Origin of the sequence: Sphingopyxis macrogoltabida (assembly GCF_001314325.1) — a bacterium.
In the GTDB taxonomy this organism is placed as follows: Bacteria; Pseudomonadota; Alphaproteobacteria; order Sphingomonadales; family Sphingomonadaceae; genus Sphingopyxis; species Sphingopyxis macrogoltabida.
Map to the genome: position 1 here is coordinate 3,908,870 of NZ_CP009429.1, position 22,265 is coordinate 3,931,134.

Here is a 22,265-nt window from a genome sequence, read left to right on the forward strand (position 1 = left end):
TTATTCTATTCCTGCCCGCCCCAGAGCGACCGCGCGCGCGCCAGCGCGGCATATTTGGGACTGTCGACGGCGAGTTTGTCGAGCGCGGCGCGGCGTAGCGCCGCAAGCAGGCCGGGCTCGGCGAGCGTCCGGGCGCCCGCCAGCAGTGCGCCGGCCAGCGCGGCCTCTTCGGCGCACACCCCGGCATCGAGGTCGCGCATCACGATGCCGAGCGCGTTCATCGCCACCGCGACCTCGAACTTGTCATGGCCTTCGGCCCTGGGCTTGATCGCCTGTTCGAGCCAGTCGCGCACCGCCTGGACCATTTCGCGATTGACCGGTTCGCCCACCGGCCCGGGCGCGGCGGGCGGCGACGCGGGAAGCGTGCGAAGGCGTTCGACTTCGGGTGCTTCGGCTTCGAGCAGCAGCAGCAGGTCGAGTTCCTGCTCGGCGGTGCGGCGCCCGACGACGACGCGTTCGACGGTCGTGTCGGCGCCGCTGCGCCACGCCTGTCCCATCTGCAGGCAGCCGAGCGCCCACCACAGGGTGCGATAGACGAGCCAGAAATGAAAGCGGTCGCGGTCGACCGGCGCTCCGCCCGCCGCCTCATAGGCTGCGAAAAAATCGTCGAGCCCGCCGACGCCGAACGCCGGCTGGTCGAGGCGGCCGAAACGCCACACGGTCATGCAGCCATAGGCGAGATCCTCATGCGCGTCGCCCAGATGCGCGAGTTCCCAGTCGAGCACGACCGCAAGGCCGCCCGTCTCTTTGCCGACATCGACCATGATATTGCCCATGCGATAGTCGCCGTGGACAAGCACAGGATCGGCCGGTGCCGGCAGATGATCCTCGCACCATTTGATCGCGAGCGCGATCAGCGGGCGGTCGCCGCCGTAGGCCATGAACCGCGCCTTGAGTTCGGCGAGTGCCGCGGCGGTGTCCATCGTCGGGATCGCAGCGGGGATCGTCGCGCGCGGAAGCGCGTGCGTCCGCGCCAGTTCGCGCGCGAGATCGTCGAGCAGCGACGGCGGCGGGGCCGCCAATATCTTTGCCGGCGCGACTTCGGCGACGACGCGGTCCATGACATAGCCGGTGCCCATGCCGTCGCCGTCGCCCAGCACGCCGACCACCTCGGGCGCCCGCACGCCGCCCGCATGCGCCGCCATTACCAGCGCCGCCTCGTCGGCGTGGCCATAGGGGCGCCCCTCCATATATTCGGCCGACGGGGCGCGGCGCAGGACATAGCCCTTGCCGGCCCAATCGAATGCCCAGCTTTCCATATTGGCGCCGCCCGACAGGCGCATGAGCCGCTCGAGATTGCCGGGGCCGGCGACGCGGGTCATGAAGGCGGAGAGAGGTACACCGAGATCGTTCATTACTTAACCTTGCTAAGTATTTTTGCGGACCGCAAGCCGCAATCGCACCCGCTCCGACGCGGAGGGCCGGATCAGCCGGCGTGCGTTCGTCCGCGCTCCATCACGGCTTGCCGCCGCATTTCGACTTCCTCGGCGCGGACGCTGCGGTTCGCCGCCGAAGACCGTTCATGCTCCAGCGCCATGGCATCGCCGAACGGCAGCGCATGGCCATCGTCGATCAGCTTCTTGTAAGCGCGCACCATTGCCGGATCGGCGCTGGCGATATCGCGGGCCAGCGCCTGCGCCGCGGGCAGCAGCTCGCCCGGCGCGACGACGCGATTGACCAGTCCCCAGTCGCGCGCCGTACCGGCGTCGAGGAAATTGCCGGTCAGCGACAGTTCCTTGGCGCGAGAGATACCGATCAGCCGCGACAATTTCTGCGACAGCCCCCAGCCGGGCATCACGCCGACGCGGGCGTGGGTGTCGGCAAAGCGCGCGTCGGTCGATGCGATCAATATGTCGCACGCCAGCGCGACCTCGAACCCGCCGGTGATCGCGACCCCGTTGATGGCGCCGATCACCGGCTGCGGGCAGAGTTCGATCGCCTTGACCGGATTTTCGTCGGCACCGGTGGCGTTGGCGGCGCCGAGGTTGCTCGTATCGGTACCGAGTTCCTTGAGGTCGAGCCCGGCGGTGAAGGCGCGGGTGCCGGCACCGGTCAGCACGATCGCACGGACACTGTCGTCGGCGGCGAGCGTCCGCATCGTGCCGGCGAGCTCGGCGCGGAGCGCACGCGACAAGGCGTTCATCGCGTCGGGACGGTTGAGGGTGACGGTGGCGACAGCATCGTCGCGCGTGACGAGAACAAGGGTCATGCCGCCTTGTTGCCTGCGGCGCCGCAAAAGAAAAGGGGCCGGCGTTCACCGGCCCCTTCCCACTTTCGCGCGAAGATCAATCGCGCAGGCGCACCAGGTCGTTGAGCAGCCCTTCGGTGCCGCCCAACACCGTCAGCCGCTCGACCTTGCCCGCGATGCTTTCCAGCGCCTCGAGCTCCTTCAGGCGGAGCATGACCGGGTTTTCGGCCATAACCTTCGCCGTGTTGAGCAGCGAGCGCGTGGCGTTCGTTTCCTCACGCCGGCGGATGACATTCGCCTCCGCCTCCTTCTGCACCGCGACGACCTGGTTCAGGATTTCGCGCATCTCGCCCGGCAGGATCACGTCCTTGAGCGCGATGTCCGAAACCTCGACCCCGATCAGCGCCATGTCGGCACGGACCTTGTCCGCCGCCCCGGCGTCGACCGTCACCTTGTTTTCAAGGATCTGGTCGAGCGTCAGCGCGCCGAGCGTCTTGCGGAAGGCCAGCTGCAGCGCCCGGTAGAGCGCGTCGGCGAAATCCTTCACGCTCGTCACCGCGAGCAGCGGATCGGCAACGCGGTATTCCGCGCTGATGTTGATCCGCAGCGTCACGCGGTCGCGGGTCAGCATTTCCTGCCCGGTGACGTCGAGCGACTGGCGGGTCAGGTCGACCAGCTTGACGCCGATCTTCCGCCCCGGGTTCCAGTAACCGTAGACGCCCGGTTCGAGCCGGTCGGTCATGCGGCCGTCGATGCTGACGAGCGCGGTCTTGCCCTCGCCAACCTCGACCACCGTCACGAACTGCATCCGGTCCGTCTTCTGCAGACGCTGGAGCAGCTTCGGTTCGACCCGCACATTATCGACGATGTCGACGAGGCTCGCCTTCCACGGGCCCGCGTCGCTCCATACGATCAGCTTGGCGTCCGGACCGAGAATGGTGTTGATGATTCCATCGCGTTCGATGACAGCAATCTCGTTCTCGGCCGTACGGACCACCGTCAGATGCGTCGCCACATCCGCCGGCAGCTTGTCGAGTACCGCCTGTTCATAGGCCGATGCGAACATCATCCGGGCAAGCGGCTGGCGCTCGATGCGCAGCGAACCATCGCGGTTCTTCAGCACATGTTCGCCGGCACCCAGGATGCCGCGGACCTCGCCCTTGTAGAGCCAGACCGCCCGTTCGGTTTCATCGATGAGCACGCGCTTGCGGCCCATCAGGCTATCGATCAGTTGCTTCATCATTTCATTCACCATTCTTAATCCGCGTTACGTCACGCCGATTTCCTTTCTTGCTTGCGGTTGCACATTCCCCGTCAGCCCAAAGGGTCCGGGGACCGGCGGCATGGCGGCGGGCGGACAAGGCGCGAGCGAGCCTTGCAGCGCGCGGCACGGGGACGAACCGTTCGAAAACGGCGCGTCCCGGTCCCGGCGCAGCGCAGCCATCACCGCCTGTCGAGCCTTCCGGCATGGCGTCCGGACGAAGCCGTCCCGTTCACCGCCCAAAGGCGGCGAACAGGCGCAGCGCCCTTTCGCAAGCCGATCCCCGAAGCCCCAAGTTAAGGACCAGAACCTAAATCTGGCGGTCTTTGAAGGACCGTGTGGAGAGGGAGTCGAACCCTCGACACCTAGATTACAAGTCTAGTGCTCTACCCGCTGAGCTATCCATTGGGTCTTTTGACGGGAATCGAACCCGCGACCTCCGGTCTTGCGGACCGGCGCTCTCACCACTGAGCTACAAAAGTCGTCCAACCGACCAAACGTGGCGGCATCCGTACAGCGAACCGGCAGCGCCGGTCGATGCGGGCGGGCTTCGCGAAACCCCGATCCGTCGATGTCCGCCCCGCCGACTGGCCGGGGGACGGCGCCGTTAGGCTCGCCCGAAATAGAGCGCAAGTAAAAAATCGCACATAAGGAATATTTTATATCGGGATCGACTAGAGTGCGCCCCAGGAACGATAGTCTTCGACATGCGCATTGGGCCTGCGAAAACTGGTAAAACTCATGCTGGCCGACAGGTCTAGCGCTTCGACCTGATGCCACCATCCGACCGGCAAAAATATGGCTTCGCCGGGCTGGATGACTGTTTCGAGTATCGGCGGCACCGCCGAATCGCCGTTACCCGCTGGCAGCGCTTCATTGCCCCAGTCGGAGAAGCAATGGCGGCTGTTGCGCATCCGCGCATATGCCCATGGCGGCGCCATTCGCACGCGCTTGCGGCCCATGACCTGGACGAGCAGGTTGTTGGTGAGGTCGTGGTGCCAGGGGGTGAGCGTTCCCTTCGGCCCCAGCCAGAAAAAGCCGTCGCGCTCGCGCCGCGCGAGCAGCGTGATCGGCGCCATATCCTCCCAGAGCGGCGCGAGCGCCGCGGCATTGGCGCCACTGTTATAGGCGGTGAGATAGATGTCGTTGCTCGCCTCGTCGTTGCGCAACCAGTCGACCAGTTCGGCGAAGCGTATGAGGCGGCGGTGGTCGTCCTTCGCGAGCTCATAATCGGGATCGCGTTCGCGTTCGACCTGCGCCTCGACGACCGCGTCGCCCGCAACCGCCGCGAAATGATCGAGCGACCAGCGCGCGAGCGCTGGCCAATGATCGATCAGGCCGGTCAGCTTTGCGGGCCGGTTCGCCTCATAATAATGACGGTAGAAATGATCGGGCGCAGGCGCATCGAGCATATCGAGCATGAAGCCGCCGTCGGCCTCGCGCGCGAGCCGCTCCTGATTGGCGAGCAGCCAGCCCTGCTTCGCCATCCTCGCAGCCTGCCGCCGCAGCATCGCGGCCATCGGGTCCTTCGCCAGCCGGTCGATCTCGTACTTCGCCGCGGCCGCCGACACGCCCGCCGCCGCCAGCCGGGCGTGGAGCGCAGCATCGTCCTCGCCGGCCGCGAGGCCTTCGGCGAGCAGGGTTCGTTTATCGGGCTGGGGCATCGAACACTCCTCGGCTGCGCTCAAAGGACATTGCGATGACAAAAGGATGACAGCGTTAGTCGCCCGCGGGGCCCTGATAGTCCCGCCCATAGACCGCCGCGCGAAAGTCGTGGTGAAGAGTCCCGTCATAGGGGATGGTCTGAACGAAAAAGACCGCGGTCAGCCGGTTCGCGGGATCGACCCAGAACAGCGTCGATGCCATGCCGTCCCAGAAAAACTCGCCAGTCGCGCCGCGATTTTCCTGCGGTGTCTGCGGCGGCGCCTTGCGAACCGCGACATCGAGGCCGAAGCCGACCGCGCCCTTGCCGGGCAGCCACGCGCGTTCGGCAATCGCGGGATCGAGCTGGTCGGTCGCCATCAACCGCACCGTCGATGGTTTCAGGATGCGGGCGCCATCGAGCACCCCCTCGTTCAGCAACATGCGCGCGAAACGCTGATAATCGTCGAGCGTCGAGGCGAGCCCGAAACCGCCCGGGGTCAGTGCATGATCGACGAAGTTCAGCGTCCGCGCCGTTGCCGCGTCCTGCTGGACGAGTTTTCCGTCCTTTTTCACGTTCATCGCCGCGAAGCGCGGCAGCCGGTCGTCAGGCTGGCGCCATGCCGTCTCGGTCATCTTGAGCGGCGCGAAGATATGCGTGTTCACATAGGCGGCGAAGGGCTCGCCCGACAGTTTCTCGACCAGCGCCGCCTGCACGTCGACAGCGGCGCTATATTCCCACTGCTTGCCCGGATGGAATAGCAACGGCACGCTCGCGAGCCGGCGGCTCGCTTCGGCGAGCCGTATCGTCAGCGCCAGCGGATCGGCGGCAACATAAGCAGTGTGGACAGGGGTCGGCCCGCTGCCATAGGCGAAACCCGCCGTGTGACGCAGGATATCGCGGACGGTGATCGGCCGCTCGGCGGGTACGTAGCGCGGCTGGCCCGTCGCATCGACCCCGGCATAGACACGCATGTCGGCATATTCGGGGAGATATTTAGACAGCGGGTCGTCGAGCCGGAACCTGCCCTGTTCCCAGAGCTGCATCAGCGCGACCCCGGTCACCGGCTTGGTCATCGAATAGATTTGCGCGATCGTATCGCGGCGCATCGGCCGCTTCGCCTCTCGGTCCGCCATGCCCGCCGCGCCGAAGTAAACTTCGCGCCCGGCCTGCCAGATCAGCGCGGATGTCCCGGCGGCGCGGCCGTCGGCGACCATCGCGGCGAGCGCGGCGTCGATGCGCGCCTTGTCGATCGTCACCGTTTCCGCCGGGGCGGTTTGAGCCTGCGCCGCCGGAATCAACGCCGTGAACAGGGCGCTCGCCGTGACCATCGCCAGTGCCATTCGTCTGCCGCGCATGCGATCTCTCCCCGTCCCGGCGGTTCGCCGCGGTTCGGGACGCAGCAGATGGGATCGCGGGCGCGCGGTCAACCCGAATAGGTCTGCAATGCGTCTATTCGCCGGGGGCGCCTGCGGCCGGGGGCGCTTCGGCTGCGGTCAGGCTGCCATTCTGTACCAGCCACTGCGGATAACGCGCCTGCACCGACGCCATGATCCGGTCGACCGCGGCGGCGACCTCGGCGCCTTCTTCCTCGCGATCGCGCTGGACGACCACCCGCCTTGCCTGCGCGTCGAGCAGCACCCGGTCGCGCGGCACGAGATCGCCGACGGTCAGCCCGGCGAGAATCGCGCGGCTTTCGTCCTCGCGCTGTTCGAGCGCCGCGAGGCGCTGGTTCAGCCGTTCCTCGAACTGCGCGGCGGCGTTGGTCTGCTGCCGCAACTGGACGATGCTGACGCGCACGTCGCGGCGCGCCTTGTCGCGGACCGCGCGGGCCAGATTGGCGTTGAGCTGCGACGCATAGCGATCGACGAGCACCACGCCGTCGATCGCGATCTCGTCATTCTCGATCCGCACGTTCAGGCTGTCGACGCGGTCGTCCTTGCCGAGCAGCGCGGCAAGTTCAGACTGCACCGTCGTGCGCGCCCCGATTTCGCGGACGATGTTGTTGAGCGACAGCGCCAGCGGGATCGACAGGACACCGAGCGTCGCGACGATGCCGACCACCTGCATCGCGGTGTGCTGCCGCGTCAGCGACGGCCCGAAATGGTTGAGCCGCGCAACAATCGTCGCGGCGAAGGCGATGGCGAGCGTGTTGGTGAGGAAGAGCAGCGCGGCGCCGAGCGCGAAGTCCATCCGCCCCGTGACCAGCCCGAAACCGACGGTCGACAGCGGCGGGACGAGCGCGGTTGCAATTGCGACGCCAACCATCACGCCCGACAGCTTGCGCATGATCGCATAGACGCCGGCGATGCCGCCGACCACCGCGACGCCAAGGTCGAGCAGGGTCGGCTGGGTGCGCGCGCGCAGTTCGGGGGTAACGTCCTTGATCGGCGACAGCCAGATGATCAGCATCGCGACGAGAATCGCGACCGCCATCCCGGCGGCGAGCGTCACGAGCGAACGGCGGATCAAATTGCTTTCGATCGTCGCCAGCCCGAAGCCGATCCCCATGATCGGCCCCATCAGCGGCGACACCAGCATCGCGCCGATCACCACCGCAGCCGACCCTTGCAACAGGCCGAGCGTCGCGATGGCGGCGGCGAGGATGATCAGCAGCAGGAATTTGCGGTCGAGCCGCGCGTCGCGCGCGACGCTCGCCAGAATCAACGAGCGACCGTGGGCATCGCCCCCGGCCGCTTCGTCATGTTCGTCGTTCCGCGCCGCCCGGCGACCGCCGGCATTGAACGGCGCGTCGCCCAGTCCGGGCACCCCGGGATGATCGCCGGTCACGGGCGACCGCTTAGATTTTCCCGGTCAGTTCGGGAACGGCATTGAAGAGATCGGCGACGAGGCCGAAGTCGGCGACCTGGAAGATCGGGGCGTCCTCGTCCTTGTTGATCGCGACGATGGTCTTCGAATCCTTCATGCCGGCGAGATGCTGGATCGCGCCCGAGATGCCGATCGCGAAATAGACTTCCGGCGCGACGATCTTGCCGGTCTGGCCGACCTGATAGTCGTTGGGGACATAGCCCGCATCGACCGCAGCGCGCGAAGCGCCGAGCGCGGCGCCGAGCTTGTCGGCGAGCGGAACGATCACTTCCTCATACTTCTCGCTCGAACCGAGCGCACGGCCGCCCGAAACGATGATCTTGGCCGAGGTCAGTTCGGGACGCTCCGACTTGGCGATCTCGGCGCCGACAAAGCTCGACAGGCCGGCGTCGCCGCCTGCGCTGACCGCTTCGACTGCACCCGATCCGCCGCTCGTGGCTGCCTTTTCAAAAGCGGTGCCGCGGACGGTCAGGACGAGCTTCGCGTCCGAGCTTTCGACGGTCGCGATCGCGTTGCCGGCGTAGATCGGACGCGTGAAGGTCTTGGGACCTTCGACCGACAGGATTTCCGAAATCTGCATGACATCGAGCAGCGCGGCGACGCGCGGCGCGATATTCTTGCCGGTGGTCGTCGCGGGTGCGAGGAACGCATCATGCGAACCCATCAGGTCAGCGACGAGCGGCGCGATGTTTTCGGGAAGGTTGTTCGCAAAGGCGGCGTTATCAGCGACATGCACCTTGCCGACACCAGCGATGCCGGCGGCTTCCTTGGCGACTGCATCGACGCCCGAACCGGCGACGAGCAGATGGACTTCGCCGAGCTTCGCGGCGGCGGTGACCACCGCAAGCGTAGCGTCCTTGACGGCCCTGCCGTCATGTTCGACCCAAACCAGAGTTTTCATGAGTGCACTCCCAGAGCCTTGAGCTTGGCAACCAGTTCATCGACATCGGCGACCTTGATGCCGGCCGAGCGCGCGGCGGGTTCGCTGACCTTGACGGTCTTGACGCGCGGCGTGGTGTCGACGCCGTAATCGGCAGGCGACTTGGTATCGAGCGGCTTCGACTTCGCCTTCATGATGTTCGGCAGCGAAGCATAGCGCGGTTCGTTCAGGCGAAGATCGGTGGTGACGATCGCGGGAAGCTTGAGCTTCACCGTCTCGAGACCGCCGTCGACTTCGCGTGTCACATTGACGCTGTCGCCGTCGACATTCACCGCGCTGGCGAAGGTGCCTTGCGCCCAGCCGGTCAGCGCCGCGAGCATCTGGCCGGTCTGGTTGTTGTCGTCATCGATCGCCTGCTTGCCGAGAATGACAAGGCCGGGCTGTTCGGCGTCGGCGATCGCCTTGAAAATCTTCGCGAGTGCCAGCGGCTCAACCGCATCGTCGGTCTGCACGAGGATCGCGCGGTCGGCGCCCATCGCGAGCGCGGTGCGCAGCGTTTCCTGCGCCTTCGCCGGGCCGACAGACACGGCGACGATCTCGGTCGCGACGCCCTTTTCCTTCAGGCGAATCGCTTCTTCGACGCCGATCTCGTCGAACGGGTTCATCGACATCTTCACATTGGCGAGATCAACGCCGGTGCCGTCGGATTTGACCCGCGGCTTCACGTTGTAATCGAGCACCCGCTTCACGGGGACGAGGATTTTCATGGCTTTTAAAGCTCCTCTCGAAAAATTGTGCACTGCGCCATAGTTGCGCTTTACGTAAACGTCAACCAGCAGTCCCGCGCGCGCTCCCGGACGAGGAGCGCGCGTCTCTTATCATGCGACCGCGCGAACTTCCGCGACGATCTTCTTTGCCGCGTCGCCGAGATCGTTGGCCGCAACGATCGGCAGTCCCGAGTTGGCGAGGATGTCCTTGCCCTGCTGGACGTTGGTGCCCTCGAGGCGAACGACGAGCGGAACCGAGAGGTTCACTTCCTTCGCCGCCGCGACGATGCCGTCGGCGATGATGTCGCACTTCATGATGCCGCCGAAGATATTGACGAGGATGCCCTTCACGGCGGGATCCTTGAGAATGATCTTGAACGCCGCAGTGACCTTTTCCTTCGAAGCGCCGCCGCCGACGTCGAGGAAGTTGGCGGGGAATTCGCCGTTCAGCTTGATGATGTCCATCGTCGACATCGCGAGGCCGGCGCCGTTGACCATGCAGCCGATGTTGCCGTCGAGCTTGATGTAGGCGAGGTCATATTCCGACGCCTCGACCTCGGCCGGGTCTTCTTCGGTCAGGTCGCGCAATTCGGCGAGGTCCTTGTGACGGAACATCGCGTTGCCGTCGAACCCGACCTTGGCGTCGAGCACGAGCAGTTCGTCACCATCCTTGCCTGCACACACGGCGAGCGGGTTGATTTCGATCTGTTCGGCGTCGGTGCCGAGGAACGCTGCATAAAGCCCAGCGAGAACCTTGGCGGCCTGCTTGGCGAGGTCGCCTTCCAGCCCGAGAGCCGCGGCGACGCTGCGGCCATGGTGCGGCTGGAGGCCCGTGGCTGGATCGATGGTGATCGTGTGGATCTTTTCCGGCGTGTCGTGCGCGACGGTTTCGATGTCCATGCCACCCTCGGTCGAGGCGACGACCGCGATACGGCTGCTGGCGCGGTCGACGAGCAGCGCGAGGTAGAATTCCTGCTTAATGTCGGCGCCGTCGGTGATGTAGAGCCGGTTGACCTGCTTGCCGGCTTCGCCGGTCTGGATCGTCACCAGCGTGTTGCCGAGCATGTCCTTGGCGTGCGCTTCGACCTCTTCGATCGTCTTGGCGAGGCGGACACCGCCCTTTGCGTCGGGGCCGAGCTCCTTGAACTTGCCCTTGCCGCGCCCGCCCGCGTGGATCTGCGACTTGACGACATAGAGCGGCCCGGGGAGCTGCTTCGCCGCGGCGACGGCTTCCTCGACGCTCATCGCGGCAATGCCCTTGGGCACGGCGACGCCAAATTTCGCGAGCAGTTCTTTCGCCTGATATTCGTGGATGTTCATGAGGTCTGCCGGGCCTTTCGACTCTGGGAGCGGGAGATACGCGCGCCGCCTAAGCACAAGTTTGGCGGCAACGCTACCCCTGAGACCCCGACAGTAATTCTTGCCTAGCTGAAAGCGCAGACCGCCGCCGAACTGGTGGTGACCGTCAAAATCTCTGGGTCTTTGAGCGCGCGGACCTTGTGAAGGAACTGGTTGAACGACAGGTCGCTCATCCTTTTATCCTTGAGACTGCCGAGCGATCCGAGGCGGCGGAGCTGGACGAGCGACAGCCGGTCGACCATCCGGTCGGCCATGCAGGCGGCGATCGCTTGCGACAGTCCGGCATTGACGAGGCCAGTGCGCAGCCGCGTTTCGGGCGTCGCGCATGCCGAGAGCGCGAGGGCCGCGATCATGGGAAGGAGAAGAAGGCGTTCCATCATCGTCGCCTTTAGCCGGTCAGACGGAGAAGCCAAAGGCTGTTTGTTCTTCCCCAGGACAAATGAATTGAAGCGTTGCTCAGCGCCCGTGAAATTCGGCGACCGCGCCCGACACCGCCTGCATCAGCGACATACGCGCCGGGATCGGCGAGGTCGTGTTGCCGAGCATGACGACGATGGCATAGCGCGTCCCGTCAGGGGCGGTCGCGATGCCGATGTCGTTATAACCCGCAGTCATGCCCTTGTAATCCTGTCCGGTCCCCGTCTTGTGCAGGAACTGCCAGCCGGGCGGCAGACCGCCCTTGAGCCGTCGCGGCCCGCTCTTGGTCCGGCTCATCACGCCGAGCAGATATTCGGTCGATTCGGGCGACAGCAAGGTACCGCGGGCGAGGCGTGTCAGGGCGCTGGCGATGGCCGACGGACTCGCACCGTCGACCGGGTTGGCGAGATAATTGTCCATCGCCGCCTTGCGCGTCGCGTCGGGCAGCGCGGCGCGCGCGGCCTGGAAATTGCGGCCGCGCGAATAGCTTTGCTGCCAGGTCAGGCCCGCGGTGCCGCTCTGCAGCAGCCGCTCGCCGGGACCGAAGCGGATCGACCCCAGACCCTTGTTCGCGATAAAACGGCGCACTGCATCGGGGCCGCCGACGGTGCGCAGCAGGCTGTCGTTGGCAAGATTGTCGCTGTGCGTGATCGCGGTCTCGATAAGGTCGCGGACGCTCATCGTCACCGACCCTTCGGCGAGGACGCGCGCGGCGAGCGGCTGGTGGAAGACCGCGAGGTCGTCGGGGCCGATGCGCACCATCTGGTCGAGGCGGAGGCGGCCCTGATCGACCGCGTCGAGCACCGCCATCGTCACCCACAGCTTCGACACGCTCTGTTGCGGAAACAGGTCGCCGCCGCGCTCGGAAAATTCCCATTCGCCGTCGATGCGCTGGATCGCGATGCCAGTCTTGCCGGGAAAGGCGCGCCACAAGCCGTTGATGCGGTCGGAGAGCCCGGCAGGCGGACGGCGGAAGCCGGGGTCGAGCGTGCCGCGCGGCGCCGGAAGCTCTGACCGCACCGGCTGGCCGATCGGCACCGTCACCGATCCGGTCGAACTGCGCACGGGTTGTTGCTGTTGTTGCGGCGGCGGTGCATGCGGCGCGCGCGGTTGCGGGACGATTGCGGAGCTGGCGCAGCCCGCGAGCACCGCGGCACTCGTCAGCGCGGCGAGCAGCGGCTTGCCGGTAAACTCGAACTTCATTCAGACCCCGCGCTTGCGACCATTATCATCTTGTTTTGTTCCCGACCCCCATCGGTCAGGCCGTTCGTCCCGCAGCCATGCGAAGCGGACCAGCGATTTGCGACGAATGATTCTTCTGCCGCGATGAGCGGCGCATCGGGCGACGCGTTCAGGGTGCCGGGGTACCGCGGACGAGCGCCGGATAGAGCCGCTTCAACGCCGCCAGCTTCGGCGCGTCCCAGCGGACGATGTAGGAGTTGGCCGGATTGCGGCGCATGAAATCTTGGTGATTCGGCTCGGCGCGATAGAAGCGCTTGTAGCTTTCGACCGGCACGACGACCGGCCGCGCGAAATATTTGCCCTTGCCGATCTGCGCCAGATAGGCGGTCGCCACCTGCCGCTGCACCGCGTCCATCGGCACGATCGCGGCGCGATATTGGGTGCCGACGTCGGGGCCCTGCCGGTTCTTCAGCGTCGGATCGGCAACGACCGAAAAGAGGATGCGCAGCAAGGTGCCGTAGCTGACCTGCGTGGGGTCATAGACGATGCGCACCGCCTCGGCATGGCCCGAGGTGCCGTCGTGCGTCAGTTCGTACCGGGCGGTCGCGGCGCCGCCGCCATGATAGCCCGATTCGACCGAGATCACGCCCTTGACGTTGGAAAAGACGCCCTCGACGCCCCAGAAACAGCCGCCCGCAAGCACAGCGGTGGCGCGCTTCGCCGTGACGGCAGGGTCGAGCGTGGCGGCAGGAAGCCGGACGACGCTTTCGGCCTTTGCAGGCGCGCATCCGGCGAGCAGCGCTCCGGCGACGAGCGCCGTCAGCGCATGGGAAAGAAAATGGCGGCGCCGCGCCGTCACAGCGGCAGGGCGACCGCCGGCTGATTGGCGATGATGTACGTTGCGCCGATGGCAAAGCCGGCGAGCATCGTCAGGAACCAGTCGGAGCGGAGCATGGCAATCATGGAGAGCCTCTTTTTTCTATCTTCGGTTGGGCGGACGGTGCCGCGCTGGTTACACCGATGATATGGCACGCCCCGGACCAGTCACGCAGTGATGGCGATCACCTTAGCCGACCAGACTTACCATATGGTGAACCGGACGCTTAACCGCCGTTCATCTGCCAATTGGGATGGCGCCCGGCCCATTTCAAGACCGGCCGGTATAAAATATCGCGGCGGGGTATCCCCTTATCGCTTGCCGGCGCGCGGCGGCTCGCCGGGCGGCAGCACCGGCAGCCAGACCCGGCTGCCCTCGCTGCCGCCGCGCTCCAGCGTGATCGTGGCGGCGCGATAGTCCTGTTTCTTCGCCCGGAAGATATTCGGCACGAAGGTCTGCGGGTTGCGGTCATAGAGCGGAAACAGCGACGAGTGTATCTGCACCATGATGCGATGCCCCGGCCGGAACACATGATTGACCACCGGCATCCGGAATCGATAGCGCTGCACCACATTCGCCGGAATCGCGCTTGGCCTTGAGGGATCGTCGCGATAGCGCCCGCGCAATATCTCGATGCTGATCGGAAGCTGGTAGCCGCCCATCGGCGGATCGTTGGCATTTTCCGGCGGCAAGACGTCGATCAGCTTGACGACAAAGTCGCCGTCGGTTCCGGTGGTGCGCGCGAACAGTTCGGCGATCGGTACGCCCGAAACGCGCACCGGAGCGGTCAGCGGTTCGGTCTCATAGGTCATCACGTCGGGCCGCTTGTCGACGTGGCGCTGGTCCGAAAGGCGCCACGTGGTCCATGGCTCGGCGAACTCGTCCATGTCATAGGGCCGCGGCATGAAGGGCACCGGCTTGGCCGGGTCCGAGACATAGCTGTCTTCGCCCCGCGCGCCTGGCGCGAAGCTCAGCCCGCCCTCGCCCGCCAGATTCAGCGGCGTCAGGGGCGCCGGGCAATCGCGCTCACAGGCCAGCGGCCAGCGCGCGAACCGTTCCCAGCGATCCTCGGCGGTGTTGTAGAGGATCGCCGACGGCAGGTTCGCCTTCGGCCCGTCTTCCAGCCGTTCGCGGAACAACGGCATCACCATCTCGTCCCAATATTGCCGTACCGTGTCGCCGTTCCACGCGAAGGCACCGGTCCGGCGCCCTTCGCGATTGACCTGGCTGTGCCGCCACGGCCCCAGAACCAGGTGGTTGTTGCCGACCTTGCCCGCGGCTTTCAGCGCTTCCCACGCCAGCACCGCGCCGTGGATCTCTTCCTGATCCCAGAGCCCGGCTTCCCAGATCGTCGGCACGTCGGAAGGGTTGGCCGCCAGCAACCGGTCGAGCGCCTGTCCCCGCCAGAGTTCGTCATAGGCGGGGTGTTCCTCGAGCCGCTTGTAGACGGGCATCTGGTCCAGCCCGTGTTTTACGGCCCAGTCGTGCGTCGATCCGGCGCGCAGGAAATTGTCATAGTCGTCATAACCATGGTGCGGCGGCCGCGGGAGCGCGCCCTTCGCGCCGGTCTGCATCGCAAAATAGTCGAGGTAGATGTTGTGGAAGGCGCCGTTGTGAAACCAGTCGTCGCGCCACTGGTCGATCATCGGACTCTCGGCAGCGGCAACCTTCAGCGCCGGGTGCGGGCGGAGCAGCGCCATCGCCACCGTATGCCCCTCATAGGACGAACCGACCATGCCGACGCGGCCGTTGCTTTCGGGCAGCTTCGCCTTGTCCGCCAGCCAGGCGATCGTGTCATAGGCGTCGGTGGCGTTGTCGACCCCGCTGTCGTTGAGCGGCCCCACCGGGGGGCGCATCATCACATATTCGCCCTCCGACTTATATTTGCCGCGGACGTCCTGCCAGACGCGAATATAGCCGGCGCGCACGAACTGTTCTTCGCTGCGCTGGCTTGCGTTGATCAGCTTGCGGCTCTGCGACCGCATCGCCCGGGCGGTCGCATCATAAGGGGTGCGGGTCAGGACGATCGGGGCGTTGGCGGCGCCCCTGGGGATCATCATGACGGTATAGAGCTTCACCCCGTCGCGCATCGGGATCATCGCTTCACGGCGGATATAGTCGGCCGGGACGGTGGGCGGCGCCAGTGTCGCCATATCGCCGCCCGGCACCACGATGGAGCGCACCGATTGCGCCGTCACCGGAAATTGCGCCAGCATCGCCAGTGCAACAAGTGCCGTTACCCGTCCGACCATTACGCCCATGATCCTCGCTCCCGCCAGCGCCGCACCGGTCACCGGGCGGCGCCGGCGGGGTCCGATGCTAGAAATCGAACCCGACATTGACCCCGACGGTGCGCGGGCGGAGGCGATAGGCGCGGCCGCCGCCCAGGAGATTGTCGACCCAGGTGAAGTCATCGCGATTGGTCAGATTCTTGGCGAAAACGCCCAACTTGATCCTGTCGATCGTGATCCCCGCATTGAGGCCGAACTGATGATAGTCGCCCACCTTGCCGGTCTCGTTGAGGTTGCTGTAGTAGCTGGAGACATAGGTCCAGTCGCCGCGGATGAAGGCTTCATTGCCTTCGATGTCGAAGCGCTTTTCCAGTGAGGCATAGGCATTGTGGTTGGGCGATCCCGGGAGCTGGGCGTTCCTGATGCCGCCGGACAGCGCCAGCGAATCCGCGTCGTTGCCCAATGTCGCCTTGGACCAGGACATCGAGAATTGGGCATGCCAGTTGCCGGGCAAACGGCCTGACATTTCGAATTCCACGCCCTTAACCTTGGCGCTGCCGGCGTTGAAATAGAATCCGGCGCGGCGCGGGAAGGTGAGGAGGATGACCGGAATGCCCTTCCAGTCGGTATAATAGCCGGTCAGCGAGCCGCGGAGGTTGCCGCTCGGCGACTGGAATTTGAAGCCGCCTTCATAGGTGTCGACCTTGTCCGGGTCGAGCAGGCCGGGCGGGATGGTACGCTGGGTCCCGTCGACGAAGTCCACGATACCGTCGCCATTGGGATCGTCGAGCGGATCCAGCAGATTCTGGACCTGCGGCTGGCGGAAACCCTGTGCCCATTGGCCATAGATGAAAATCTCGTCGTTCGGCTTGTAGGCGAGGTTCACTTTCCAGTTCACGCCGTCGACGCTGCTCTTGAAGCCCTGCAAGCCATTCACGATCACCGGATCGACATATTGATCGCGGAAGATCGGATAAGAGGTATTGAACCGGTAATAGCGCGCGCCGACCGTCAGCGTCAGCGGATCCCAGGGCGTGAACGCCGCTTCGCCGAATGCCGCAAACTGCTTGGTGACCAGTTCGCGCTCCGGCCCTTCGCCAAGGCTCACCGCGATATCGTCATAGACGGGTCCGGTGGTTACCGTGCCGCTGTAGCGAATATTTGCGAAAATATGCTCCGAGCGGTCTTCGTAATAAATCCCGCTCACGAGCTGCAACGGACCTTCCCAGCCCGACGTAAAGCGCGTCTCGTTCACGAAGACCTTGTTATATTTGCGGCCGGCGGAATAGGTGCCCGCCAGACTGGCCGGATCGACATAGCCCAGGGAAAAGTGGCTTTTCGCCCGATGATCGACATAGGAGGTGGAGTTGATCAACGTCCCCCAGTCCCAGCTATATTCGGCGATGAAATTGGAGAGGTTGAGAGTGGTATTGGTGAACTCGTCCGCCGAGCTGTCGGGACCGGTGCGCGGCGTCGCCTGGAGATAGTCGGTCGCCGATACGTTGGTGTCGATATAGCCGAAGCCGTCCTGTTCGATCCGCTGATAGAGATGCATCGCTTCGAACGACAGACCGTCGGCCGGCTCCCAGCGGATGCTGCCGCGAAAGCCGGTGGTTTTCGACGCCCCGACATTGTCGCGATCGCGCGCTTGCACGCCAAGGCCCGCCGCATAATCGATGGCGGCTGTCGGCTGACTGGCGGCGACATTGTCGATATAGCCGTTCTCGAAAACCCGATAGCCGACCAGACGAACGGCCAGCCGATCGCGTACGATCGGCAGGTTGACCATGGCGTTCACCGTGTAGTTGGCGGCACCGCGCCCCGCGGTGTTGGAATATTCTGCACTGACGCGGCCTTCGACTTCCGTCAGTTTCGGCGAGTTGGGAATGACGCGAACCGCGCCGCCGAGCGCGCCCGATCCGAACAGCGTGCCTTGCGGCCCGCGCAGAACTTCGACGCGTTCGATATCGAACATCTTGGGATCGGAGTTGCCGGCCTGGTTGCCGTTGATCTGCGTCCCCATGCCCGTCACCGGAACTTCGCCGAAATAGCTGCCGGTCGGGGTGTTGGTGGAAATCTGGCTGCCGGTGCTGATGCCGCGAATGGTGATCGTGTTCTGGCCGTTGCCGCGTTCCTGAAAGCTGACGCCGGGCACGGACTGGAGATAGTCGTTCATTCCGACCAGATTGCGCTTCAGGATCTGCTCCTCGCCGATGGCGCTGACGGCGCCCGGCGTGTCCTGCAAGGTGGTCTCGCGGCGGGTCGCGGTAACGATGATTTCGTCGTCGCCCTGCCCGGCCTGTTGCCTGCCGCTAGCATCGCGATCCTGCGCCAAGGCCGGCGCCGTCCACACCAGGGCGAGAGCGCAGCCGGTTACAAATTTGCTTTTCATTACAATCCCCTTTTGCGACGGGGATGTTGGCTATGATCGTTTTATGCCCGTCGGGGGAATTAACCCTCCCCCGCTCTGCCGGCGCAAATGATTAATCCTGAGGCCTAGATTGAATTATTCTTACGCTAACGCCGGGGATACCGTTATAAAAACGCCAGCAGGCAGCCCGCCGGAACTGCTGGCAATGGCAGCCTCGGGTTCGCGGGGGCAGCGGTCGCGATCAGCTCAGCGCGGCGCAGGCCTGCTGGATGCGGACGCACGCTTCCTTGAGCACCGCTTCCGACGTCGCATAGGAAACGCGGAAGGCCGGCGACAGGCCGAAGGCGCCGCCGTGGACCGCGGCAACGCGCGCCGAATCGAGGAAATAGTCGATCAGCGCTTCGTCGGTGTCGATGACGTGACCCGAGGGGGTCTTCTTGCCGATACAGCCGCTGGCATCGGGATAGACATAGAAGGCGCCGTCGGGGGTCGGGCAATTGAGCCCCGGCGCGTCGTTGAGCATCGCGACGACCATGTCGCGGCGTTTGCGGAACGCGGCGTTGCGGTCGTCGAGGAACTGCTGCGGCCCGCCGAGCGCGGCGGCGGCAGCGGCCTGCGCGATCGAGCAGGGGTTCGAGGTCGACTGCGACTGGAGCTTGCCCATCGCCTTGATGATCCACGCGGGGCCGCCCGCATAGCCGATGCGCCAGCCGGTCATCGCATAGGCCTTCGAACAGCCGTTCACGGTCAGGATGCGGTCGGTGAGGTCGGGGCAGCGCTGCGCGAGCGTCGAAAATTCGAAATCGGCGTACCAGACATGCTCGTACATATCGTCGCACATCACCATGACGTGCGGATGGCGCCGCACGACTTCGCCGATCGCGTCGAGCTCTTGCGGAGAATAGGCGGCGCCCGACGGGTTCGACGGCGAGTTGAAGATGATCCAGCGCGTCTTCTTCGTGATCGCCTTGTCGAGCTGCGCCGGGGTGATCTTGTAATTCTGCGCCGCCGACGCCTCGATGACGACGGGCGTGCCGCCGCAGAAGGCGACGATGTCGGGATAGCTGACCCAATAGGGCGCAGGGATGATCACCTCGTCGCCCGCATCGACGGTCGCGACCAGCGCGTTAAACAGCGTGTGCTTGCCGCCGACGTTGACGCTGATCTGGTCGAGCCCGTAGTCGAGCCCGTTGTCGCGGCGGAACTTGCCGCGGATCGCTTCCTTGAGCGCGATCGTGCCGTCGACCAGCGTATATTTGGTCTGGCCGCTCCGGATCGCCTCGATCGCCGCTTCCTTGACGAAATCGGGGGTATCGAAATCGGGTTCGCCGGCGCTGAGGCCGATCACGTCGACCCCGTCGGCTTTCAGCTTGGTCACGCGCGCGGTCATCGCGAGCGTTGCCGAAGGCTGGATGCGACCGAGGGCGGCGGAGGTATGCGGCTTCAGCGACATGGAGGAAGATTCCTTCGCGGGCATAGAGGCGGGAAATTGCGCGGGGCCGCGCCTAGAGAATCCGCCCGCAATTCGCAAGCGCGCTGGTTGATAATTTACCTATGCAGGACGAGGGTTAGGGTCCGTACTCGATTTCCACGCCGTCGAGGTTTGAAGCAAAATGGCTCAGTGCGAGGAGAGAAGGCGAAGGAATATGTCGATATTTCAAGGCTTCTCGACGAAGCAATGGGCCATTTTGATCAAATCCCTGCGGGACGCCCAAATGGCTTCCATCTCGGCCCGAAAGCCGCTTGGAAAGGCCGCCAGCCTTCCCAGCGCGTCTTTCGGCCCGATCTGTTCGCCATTTGGGCGCCTCGACGGCGTGGAAATCGAGTACGGACCCTAAACTTGCCCGTCCGCCAGCCGCGCCGGAATCAGGCCGCGCAGCGAATTGCCGATGAAGAAACCGTCGGCGAGGTCGGCGGTCCGCAGGTGCGATTCGACCGCGCGCCCCTTTTCGATCAGCTCGCCGCGCAGCACGCCCGGCAGCAGGCCGAGCGCCAGCGGCGGAGTGAGCAGCAAGCCGTCGCGCTCGACGAAGACGTTGCTCCAGCTCCCCTCGGTGACGAAACCCGGTTCGTCGACGAAGATCACCTCGGCGGTGCCGCTCTCGTGCCGCGCCGCGTCATAGGCGGCGCGCAGGCTCGTCTTGTGGGCAAGGCGGAAATCGTCGGCGGTCATCGGCGACGGCCGCACCGCGACCGGGACCGGCAATTCGGCAAGCCGTGGCAGCGGCGACACCTCGACCGCCAGCGCGCCCGACGGCGCCAGCCGCATCCGCACCCGCGCCGCGCTGCGCAGCCGGAAGGTCGCCGATTGCAGGCTGTTGCGGGCGCCGTGCCGGTCGAAGGCGAAACCGAGCGCATCGGCGCTCGCCTTCATCCGTGCGAGATGCCCCTCGAGCCGCTGGACACCGTCGACCGGATCGAAAAGCATGGTTTCCAGAAGATCGAAGCTTTCGCCCGCCCTGCTCACAAATTCCCCCTTGGCCAGACATTCGCGCCATTCCTCGCCCGGCACGCTGTCGGCGACAATTCCCGATCCCAATCCCAGCGTGGCCCGATTTGCGCCATCCCGCAAGCCATTGTGTGGAAAGACCAATGTCCGGATGGCGACATTGAACGCCGCATCGCCCCCGGGTTCGATGAAACCGATCGATCCCGTATAGAGCCCGCGCGGATCCGCCTCCAGCTCGTCGATGATCTCCATCGCGCGCACCTTGGGTGCGCCGGTGATCGATCCGCAGGGAAAGGCGGCGCGCAGCACGTCGACCGCGCCTGTGCCCTCGGGGAGCCGCGCGGCGACGTCGGACACCAGCTGGTGGATCGTTGGAAAGCTTTCGACACGAAAGAGATCGGGGACCGCGACCGACCCCGGCGCTGCGACGCGCGACAGGTCGTTGCGGATCAGGTCGACGATCATCAGATTTTCGGCGCGCTGCTTGGGATCGCCCGCGAGTTCGGCCGCGGCCTGCGCATCGGCGTCGGGATCGGCGAGCCGCGCCGCCGTCCCCTTCATCGGCCGCGCCATCACCTCGCCGCCGCGCAGCGCGAAGAAAAGCTCGGGCGAATGCGAGACGATCGCCTGGCTACCGGTCCAGAGAACCCCGCCATAGCCCGCGCGCGCCGTCCGCCGCAGCCGCGCGTGGATGGCCAGCGGATTGCCGGCGACGGGAACGTCGGCGCGAAAGGTCAGGTTCGCCTGATAGATGTCGCCGGCACGGATAAGGTCGAGCACGCGGCGGACCGCCGCCTCATAATCGGCGCGCGCGATCCGCGGCGCCGCCTTGCCGACCCACGCGCCGGCGGGATCGGGGAGCAGCGCCGCGATGGCGTCGGCGTCGATCCGCTCGACCCGCTCGAACAGGCCGAACCAGCCGAGCGGCGTCGCCTCGCCGGCGCCATCGCGCGCCGGCCCGCGCCACGCCGGCGCCAGCCCCTTGCCCGCTTCGTAGGCCAGATAGCCCGCAGCATAGAGGCCGCGGCGCTGCGCCGCTTCGAGTGCGACGAAGAGATCGGCGATTTCGGATGCGTGCCGCGCCGTCAGCACCTCGACTGGATCGCGGAACAGCCGCGCCGGCACCGCGCCCACAGCCCGCGCGTCGTCGAGCAGGATGAAGGGCGGGCAATCGGGCCCGGGCGGGGATTGCAATAGGTCGATCATCGCCTGCCGCGCGCTTCCCGCCGATCCGCGGGTCAGCGCTCGCGTTTCACGCGAATACGCTTCTGCCCGCCGATCTCGGCGAAATAGCTGCCCATCACGCCGGGATAGATCGACACCTTGTCGCCCGTTTTCGGGTCGCGCGGCAGGATCGTCTGGTCGGTCTGCGCCCAGACGGCCCCGTCTTCGATCTCGAAGCGGATCTTGTCGTAATCATAGCGGCGCGCCCAGGCGACGGTGGTTTCGAGGCGCTGGATCTGTTCCTTGTCGTCGTCGCCGCCGCCAAAGAAGGGCAGGTCGCGCAGCGTGAAACCGAACAGGCCGCGCCGCGCCTTTTGCGCCGATGCGCGGTCGAAGAAATTGACGTCGCGCGCGACCTCGGCCTGTTGCAGCGCCGCGACCTGCCGGTCGAAACATGCCAGTCGCGCCGTGGTGTCGGAGATGGCGCGGCAGTCATAGACTTGCTGGACCTGCGCCGGGGTCGGCGGCGGCTCCTTCTCCTTGGCGAAGGCGGGGGACACGCCCAGCGCAATCAGGGCGCATGCACCCGCGAGCATCGCCGAAACCGGTCGCTGCATTGCCATCTGCCCATTCCCCTTGCCGATATCC

18 protein-coding genes and 1 tRNA gene are annotated in these 22,265 nt (G+C 65.6%); 1 reads left to right on the forward strand and 18 read right to left on the reverse strand.

Annotation, left to right across the window (positions count from 1 at the left end; all coding sequences use genetic code 11):
* Positions 1-5: 5 nt before the first annotated feature.
* The 16 genes from LH19_RS18910 to LH19_RS18990 all read right to left on the reverse strand — a co-directional run bounded on the left by LH19_RS18910 (position 6) and on the right by LH19_RS18990 (position 19,457).
* A complete protein-coding gene (locus LH19_RS18910; protein ID WP_054731302.1) occupies positions 6-1,355 on the reverse strand; it encodes a phosphotransferase family protein in 1,350 nt (449 codons plus the stop codon).
* Positions 1,356-1,426: 71 nt separating this feature from the next.
* Positions 1,427-2,209, reverse strand: a complete 783-nt coding sequence (locus LH19_RS18915; RefSeq protein ID WP_054731304.1) for an enoyl-CoA hydratase — start codon at positions 2,207-2,209, stop codon at positions 1,427-1,429.
* 76 nt (positions 2,210-2,285) lie between these two features.
* The gene (locus tag LH19_RS18920; protein WP_201258378.1) at positions 2,286-3,431 is read right to left on the reverse strand and encodes a slipin family protein; all 1,146 of its coding nucleotides are present in this window, start codon (positions 3,429-3,431) and stop codon (positions 2,286-2,288) included.
* 424 nt (positions 3,432-3,855) lie between these two features.
* Positions 3,856-3,931: transfer RNA gene (locus LH19_RS18930), tRNA-Cys, on the reverse strand.
* 192 nt (positions 3,932-4,123) lie between these two features.
* Complete coding sequence (locus LH19_RS18935; RefSeq protein WP_054731305.1) at positions 4,124-5,113, reverse strand: cupin-like domain-containing protein; 990 nt, start codon at positions 5,111-5,113, stop codon at positions 4,124-4,126.
* A gap of 55 nt (positions 5,114-5,168) precedes the next feature.
* Positions 5,169-6,449, reverse strand: a complete 1,281-nt coding sequence (locus LH19_RS18940; RefSeq protein ID WP_054731307.1) for a serine hydrolase domain-containing protein — start codon at positions 6,447-6,449, stop codon at positions 5,169-5,171.
* A gap of 94 nt (positions 6,450-6,543) precedes the next feature.
* Entirely contained in the window at positions 6,544-7,881 is a 1,338-nt protein-coding gene (locus tag LH19_RS18945; RefSeq protein ID WP_054731309.1) for a DUF389 domain-containing protein, read from the reverse strand.
* 10 nt (positions 7,882-7,891) lie between these two features.
* Complete coding sequence (locus tag LH19_RS18950; protein ID WP_054731311.1) at positions 7,892-8,821, reverse strand: electron transfer flavoprotein subunit alpha/FixB family protein; 930 nt, start codon at positions 8,819-8,821, stop codon at positions 7,892-7,894.
* Positions 8,818-9,567, reverse strand: coding sequence for an electron transfer flavoprotein subunit beta/FixA family protein (locus LH19_RS18955; RefSeq protein ID WP_054731312.1), 750 nt, complete (start codon positions 9,565-9,567; stop codon positions 8,818-8,820). Before LH19_RS18955 ends, LH19_RS18950 begins: the two co-directional genes overlap by 4 nt.
* A gap of 111 nt (positions 9,568-9,678) precedes the next feature.
* Positions 9,679-10,887, reverse strand: coding sequence for an ADP-forming succinate--CoA ligase subunit beta (sucC, locus tag LH19_RS18960; protein WP_054731314.1), 1,209 nt, complete (start codon positions 10,885-10,887; stop codon positions 9,679-9,681).
* Between the two features lie 104 nt (positions 10,888-10,991).
* The gene (locus tag LH19_RS18965; protein ID WP_054731315.1) at positions 10,992-11,306 is read right to left on the reverse strand and encodes a hypothetical protein; all 315 of its coding nucleotides are present in this window, start codon (positions 11,304-11,306) and stop codon (positions 10,992-10,994) included.
* Between the two features lie 76 nt (positions 11,307-11,382).
* A complete protein-coding gene (locus tag LH19_RS18970; RefSeq protein ID WP_054731317.1) occupies positions 11,383-12,546 on the reverse strand; it encodes a serine hydrolase in 1,164 nt (387 codons plus the stop codon).
* Positions 12,547-12,694: 148 nt separating this feature from the next.
* Complete coding sequence (gene msrA / locus LH19_RS18975; protein WP_054731319.1) at positions 12,695-13,384, reverse strand: peptide-methionine (S)-S-oxide reductase MsrA; 690 nt, start codon at positions 13,382-13,384, stop codon at positions 12,695-12,697.
* 329 nt (positions 13,385-13,713) lie between these two features.
* On the reverse strand, positions 13,714-15,663 hold the full coding sequence (locus LH19_RS18980) for a CocE/NonD family hydrolase (protein ID WP_234715967.1): 1,950 nt from the start codon (positions 15,661-15,663) through the stop codon (positions 13,714-13,716).
* 58 nt (positions 15,664-15,721) lie between these two features.
* Complete coding sequence (locus tag LH19_RS18985; protein ID WP_054731322.1) at positions 15,722-18,025, reverse strand: TonB-dependent receptor; 2,304 nt, start codon at positions 18,023-18,025, stop codon at positions 15,722-15,724.
* Positions 18,026-18,245: 220 nt separating this feature from the next.
* Positions 18,246-19,457, reverse strand: coding sequence for a pyridoxal phosphate-dependent aminotransferase (locus tag LH19_RS18990; RefSeq protein WP_054731325.1), 1,212 nt, complete (start codon positions 19,455-19,457; stop codon positions 18,246-18,248).
* Between the two features lie 193 nt (positions 19,458-19,650).
* Between LH19_RS18990 and LH19_RS18995 the strand changes: the two genes are divergently transcribed.
* Positions 19,651-19,842: a hypothetical protein gene (locus LH19_RS18995; RefSeq protein WP_145923522.1), complete on the forward strand. Its 192-nt coding sequence runs from the start codon at positions 19,651-19,653 to the stop codon at positions 19,840-19,842.
* Here the strand turns inward: LH19_RS18995 and pabB are convergent.
* Positions 19,839-21,659 (reverse strand): aminodeoxychorismate synthase component I, encoded by a 1,821-nt coding sequence (gene pabB / locus LH19_RS19000; RefSeq protein ID WP_201258379.1) that lies wholly within the window; start codon positions 21,657-21,659, stop codon positions 19,839-19,841. The two genes, LH19_RS18995 and pabB, sit on opposite strands and share 4 nt — an antisense overlap.
* 32 nt (positions 21,660-21,691) lie before the next feature.
* Positions 21,692-22,240, reverse strand: coding sequence for a hypothetical protein (locus LH19_RS19005; protein WP_145923523.1), 549 nt, complete (start codon positions 22,238-22,240; stop codon positions 21,692-21,694).
* Between the last annotated feature and the right edge of the window lie 25 nt (positions 22,241-22,265).

What these genes read in the sequence shown, in the direction of transcription:
- LH19_RS18910 (WP_054731302.1), bottom strand. Translation starts at nt 1,355, where the DNA reads ATGAACGATCTCGGTGTACCTCTCTCCGCCTTCATGACCCGCGTCGCC.
- LH19_RS18915 (WP_054731304.1), bottom strand. Translation starts at nt 2,209, where the DNA reads ATGACCCTTGTTCTCGTCACGCGCGACGATGCTGTCGCCACCGTCACC.
- LH19_RS18920 (WP_201258378.1), bottom strand. Translation starts at nt 3,431, where the DNA reads ATGATGAAGCAACTGATCGATAGCCTGATGGGCCGCAAGCGCGTGCTC.
- LH19_RS18935 (WP_054731305.1), bottom strand. Translation starts at nt 5,113, where the DNA reads ATGCCCCAGCCCGATAAACGAACCCTGCTCGCCGAAGGCCTCGCGGCC.
- LH19_RS18940 (WP_054731307.1), bottom strand. Translation starts at nt 6,449, where the DNA reads ATGCGCGGCAGACGAATGGCACTGGCGATGGTCACGGCGAGCGCCCTG.
- LH19_RS18950 (WP_054731311.1), bottom strand. Translation starts at nt 8,821, where the DNA reads ATGAAAACTCTGGTTTGGGTCGAACATGACGGCAGGGCCGTCAAGGAC.
- LH19_RS18955 (WP_054731312.1), bottom strand. Translation starts at nt 9,567, where the DNA reads ATGAAAATCCTCGTCCCCGTGAAGCGGGTGCTCGATTACAACGTGAAG.
- sucC (WP_054731314.1), bottom strand. Translation starts at nt 10,887, where the DNA reads ATGAACATCCACGAATATCAGGCGAAAGAACTGCTCGCGAAATTTGGC.
- LH19_RS18965 (WP_054731315.1), bottom strand. Translation starts at nt 11,306, where the DNA reads ATGATGGAACGCCTTCTTCTCCTTCCCATGATCGCGGCCCTCGCGCTC.
- LH19_RS18970 (WP_054731317.1), bottom strand. Translation starts at nt 12,546, where the DNA reads ATGAAGTTCGAGTTTACCGGCAAGCCGCTGCTCGCCGCGCTGACGAGT.
- LH19_RS18980 (WP_234715967.1), bottom strand. Translation starts at nt 15,663, where the DNA reads ATGGGCGTAATGGTCGGACGGGTAACGGCACTTGTTGCACTGGCGATG.
- LH19_RS18985 (WP_054731322.1), bottom strand. Translation starts at nt 18,025, where the DNA reads ATGAAAAGCAAATTTGTAACCGGCTGCGCTCTCGCCCTGGTGTGGACG.
- LH19_RS18990 (WP_054731325.1), bottom strand. Translation starts at nt 19,457, where the DNA reads ATGTCGCTGAAGCCGCATACCTCCGCCGCCCTCGGTCGCATCCAGCCT.
- LH19_RS18995 (WP_145923522.1), top strand. Translation starts at nt 19,651, where the DNA reads ATGTCGATATTTCAAGGCTTCTCGACGAAGCAATGGGCCATTTTGATC.
- pabB (WP_201258379.1), bottom strand. Translation starts at nt 21,659, where the DNA reads ATGATCGACCTATTGCAATCCCCGCCCGGGCCCGATTGCCCGCCCTTC.
- LH19_RS19005 (WP_145923523.1), bottom strand. Translation starts at nt 22,240, where the DNA reads ATGGCAATGCAGCGACCGGTTTCGGCGATGCTCGCGGGTGCATGCGCC.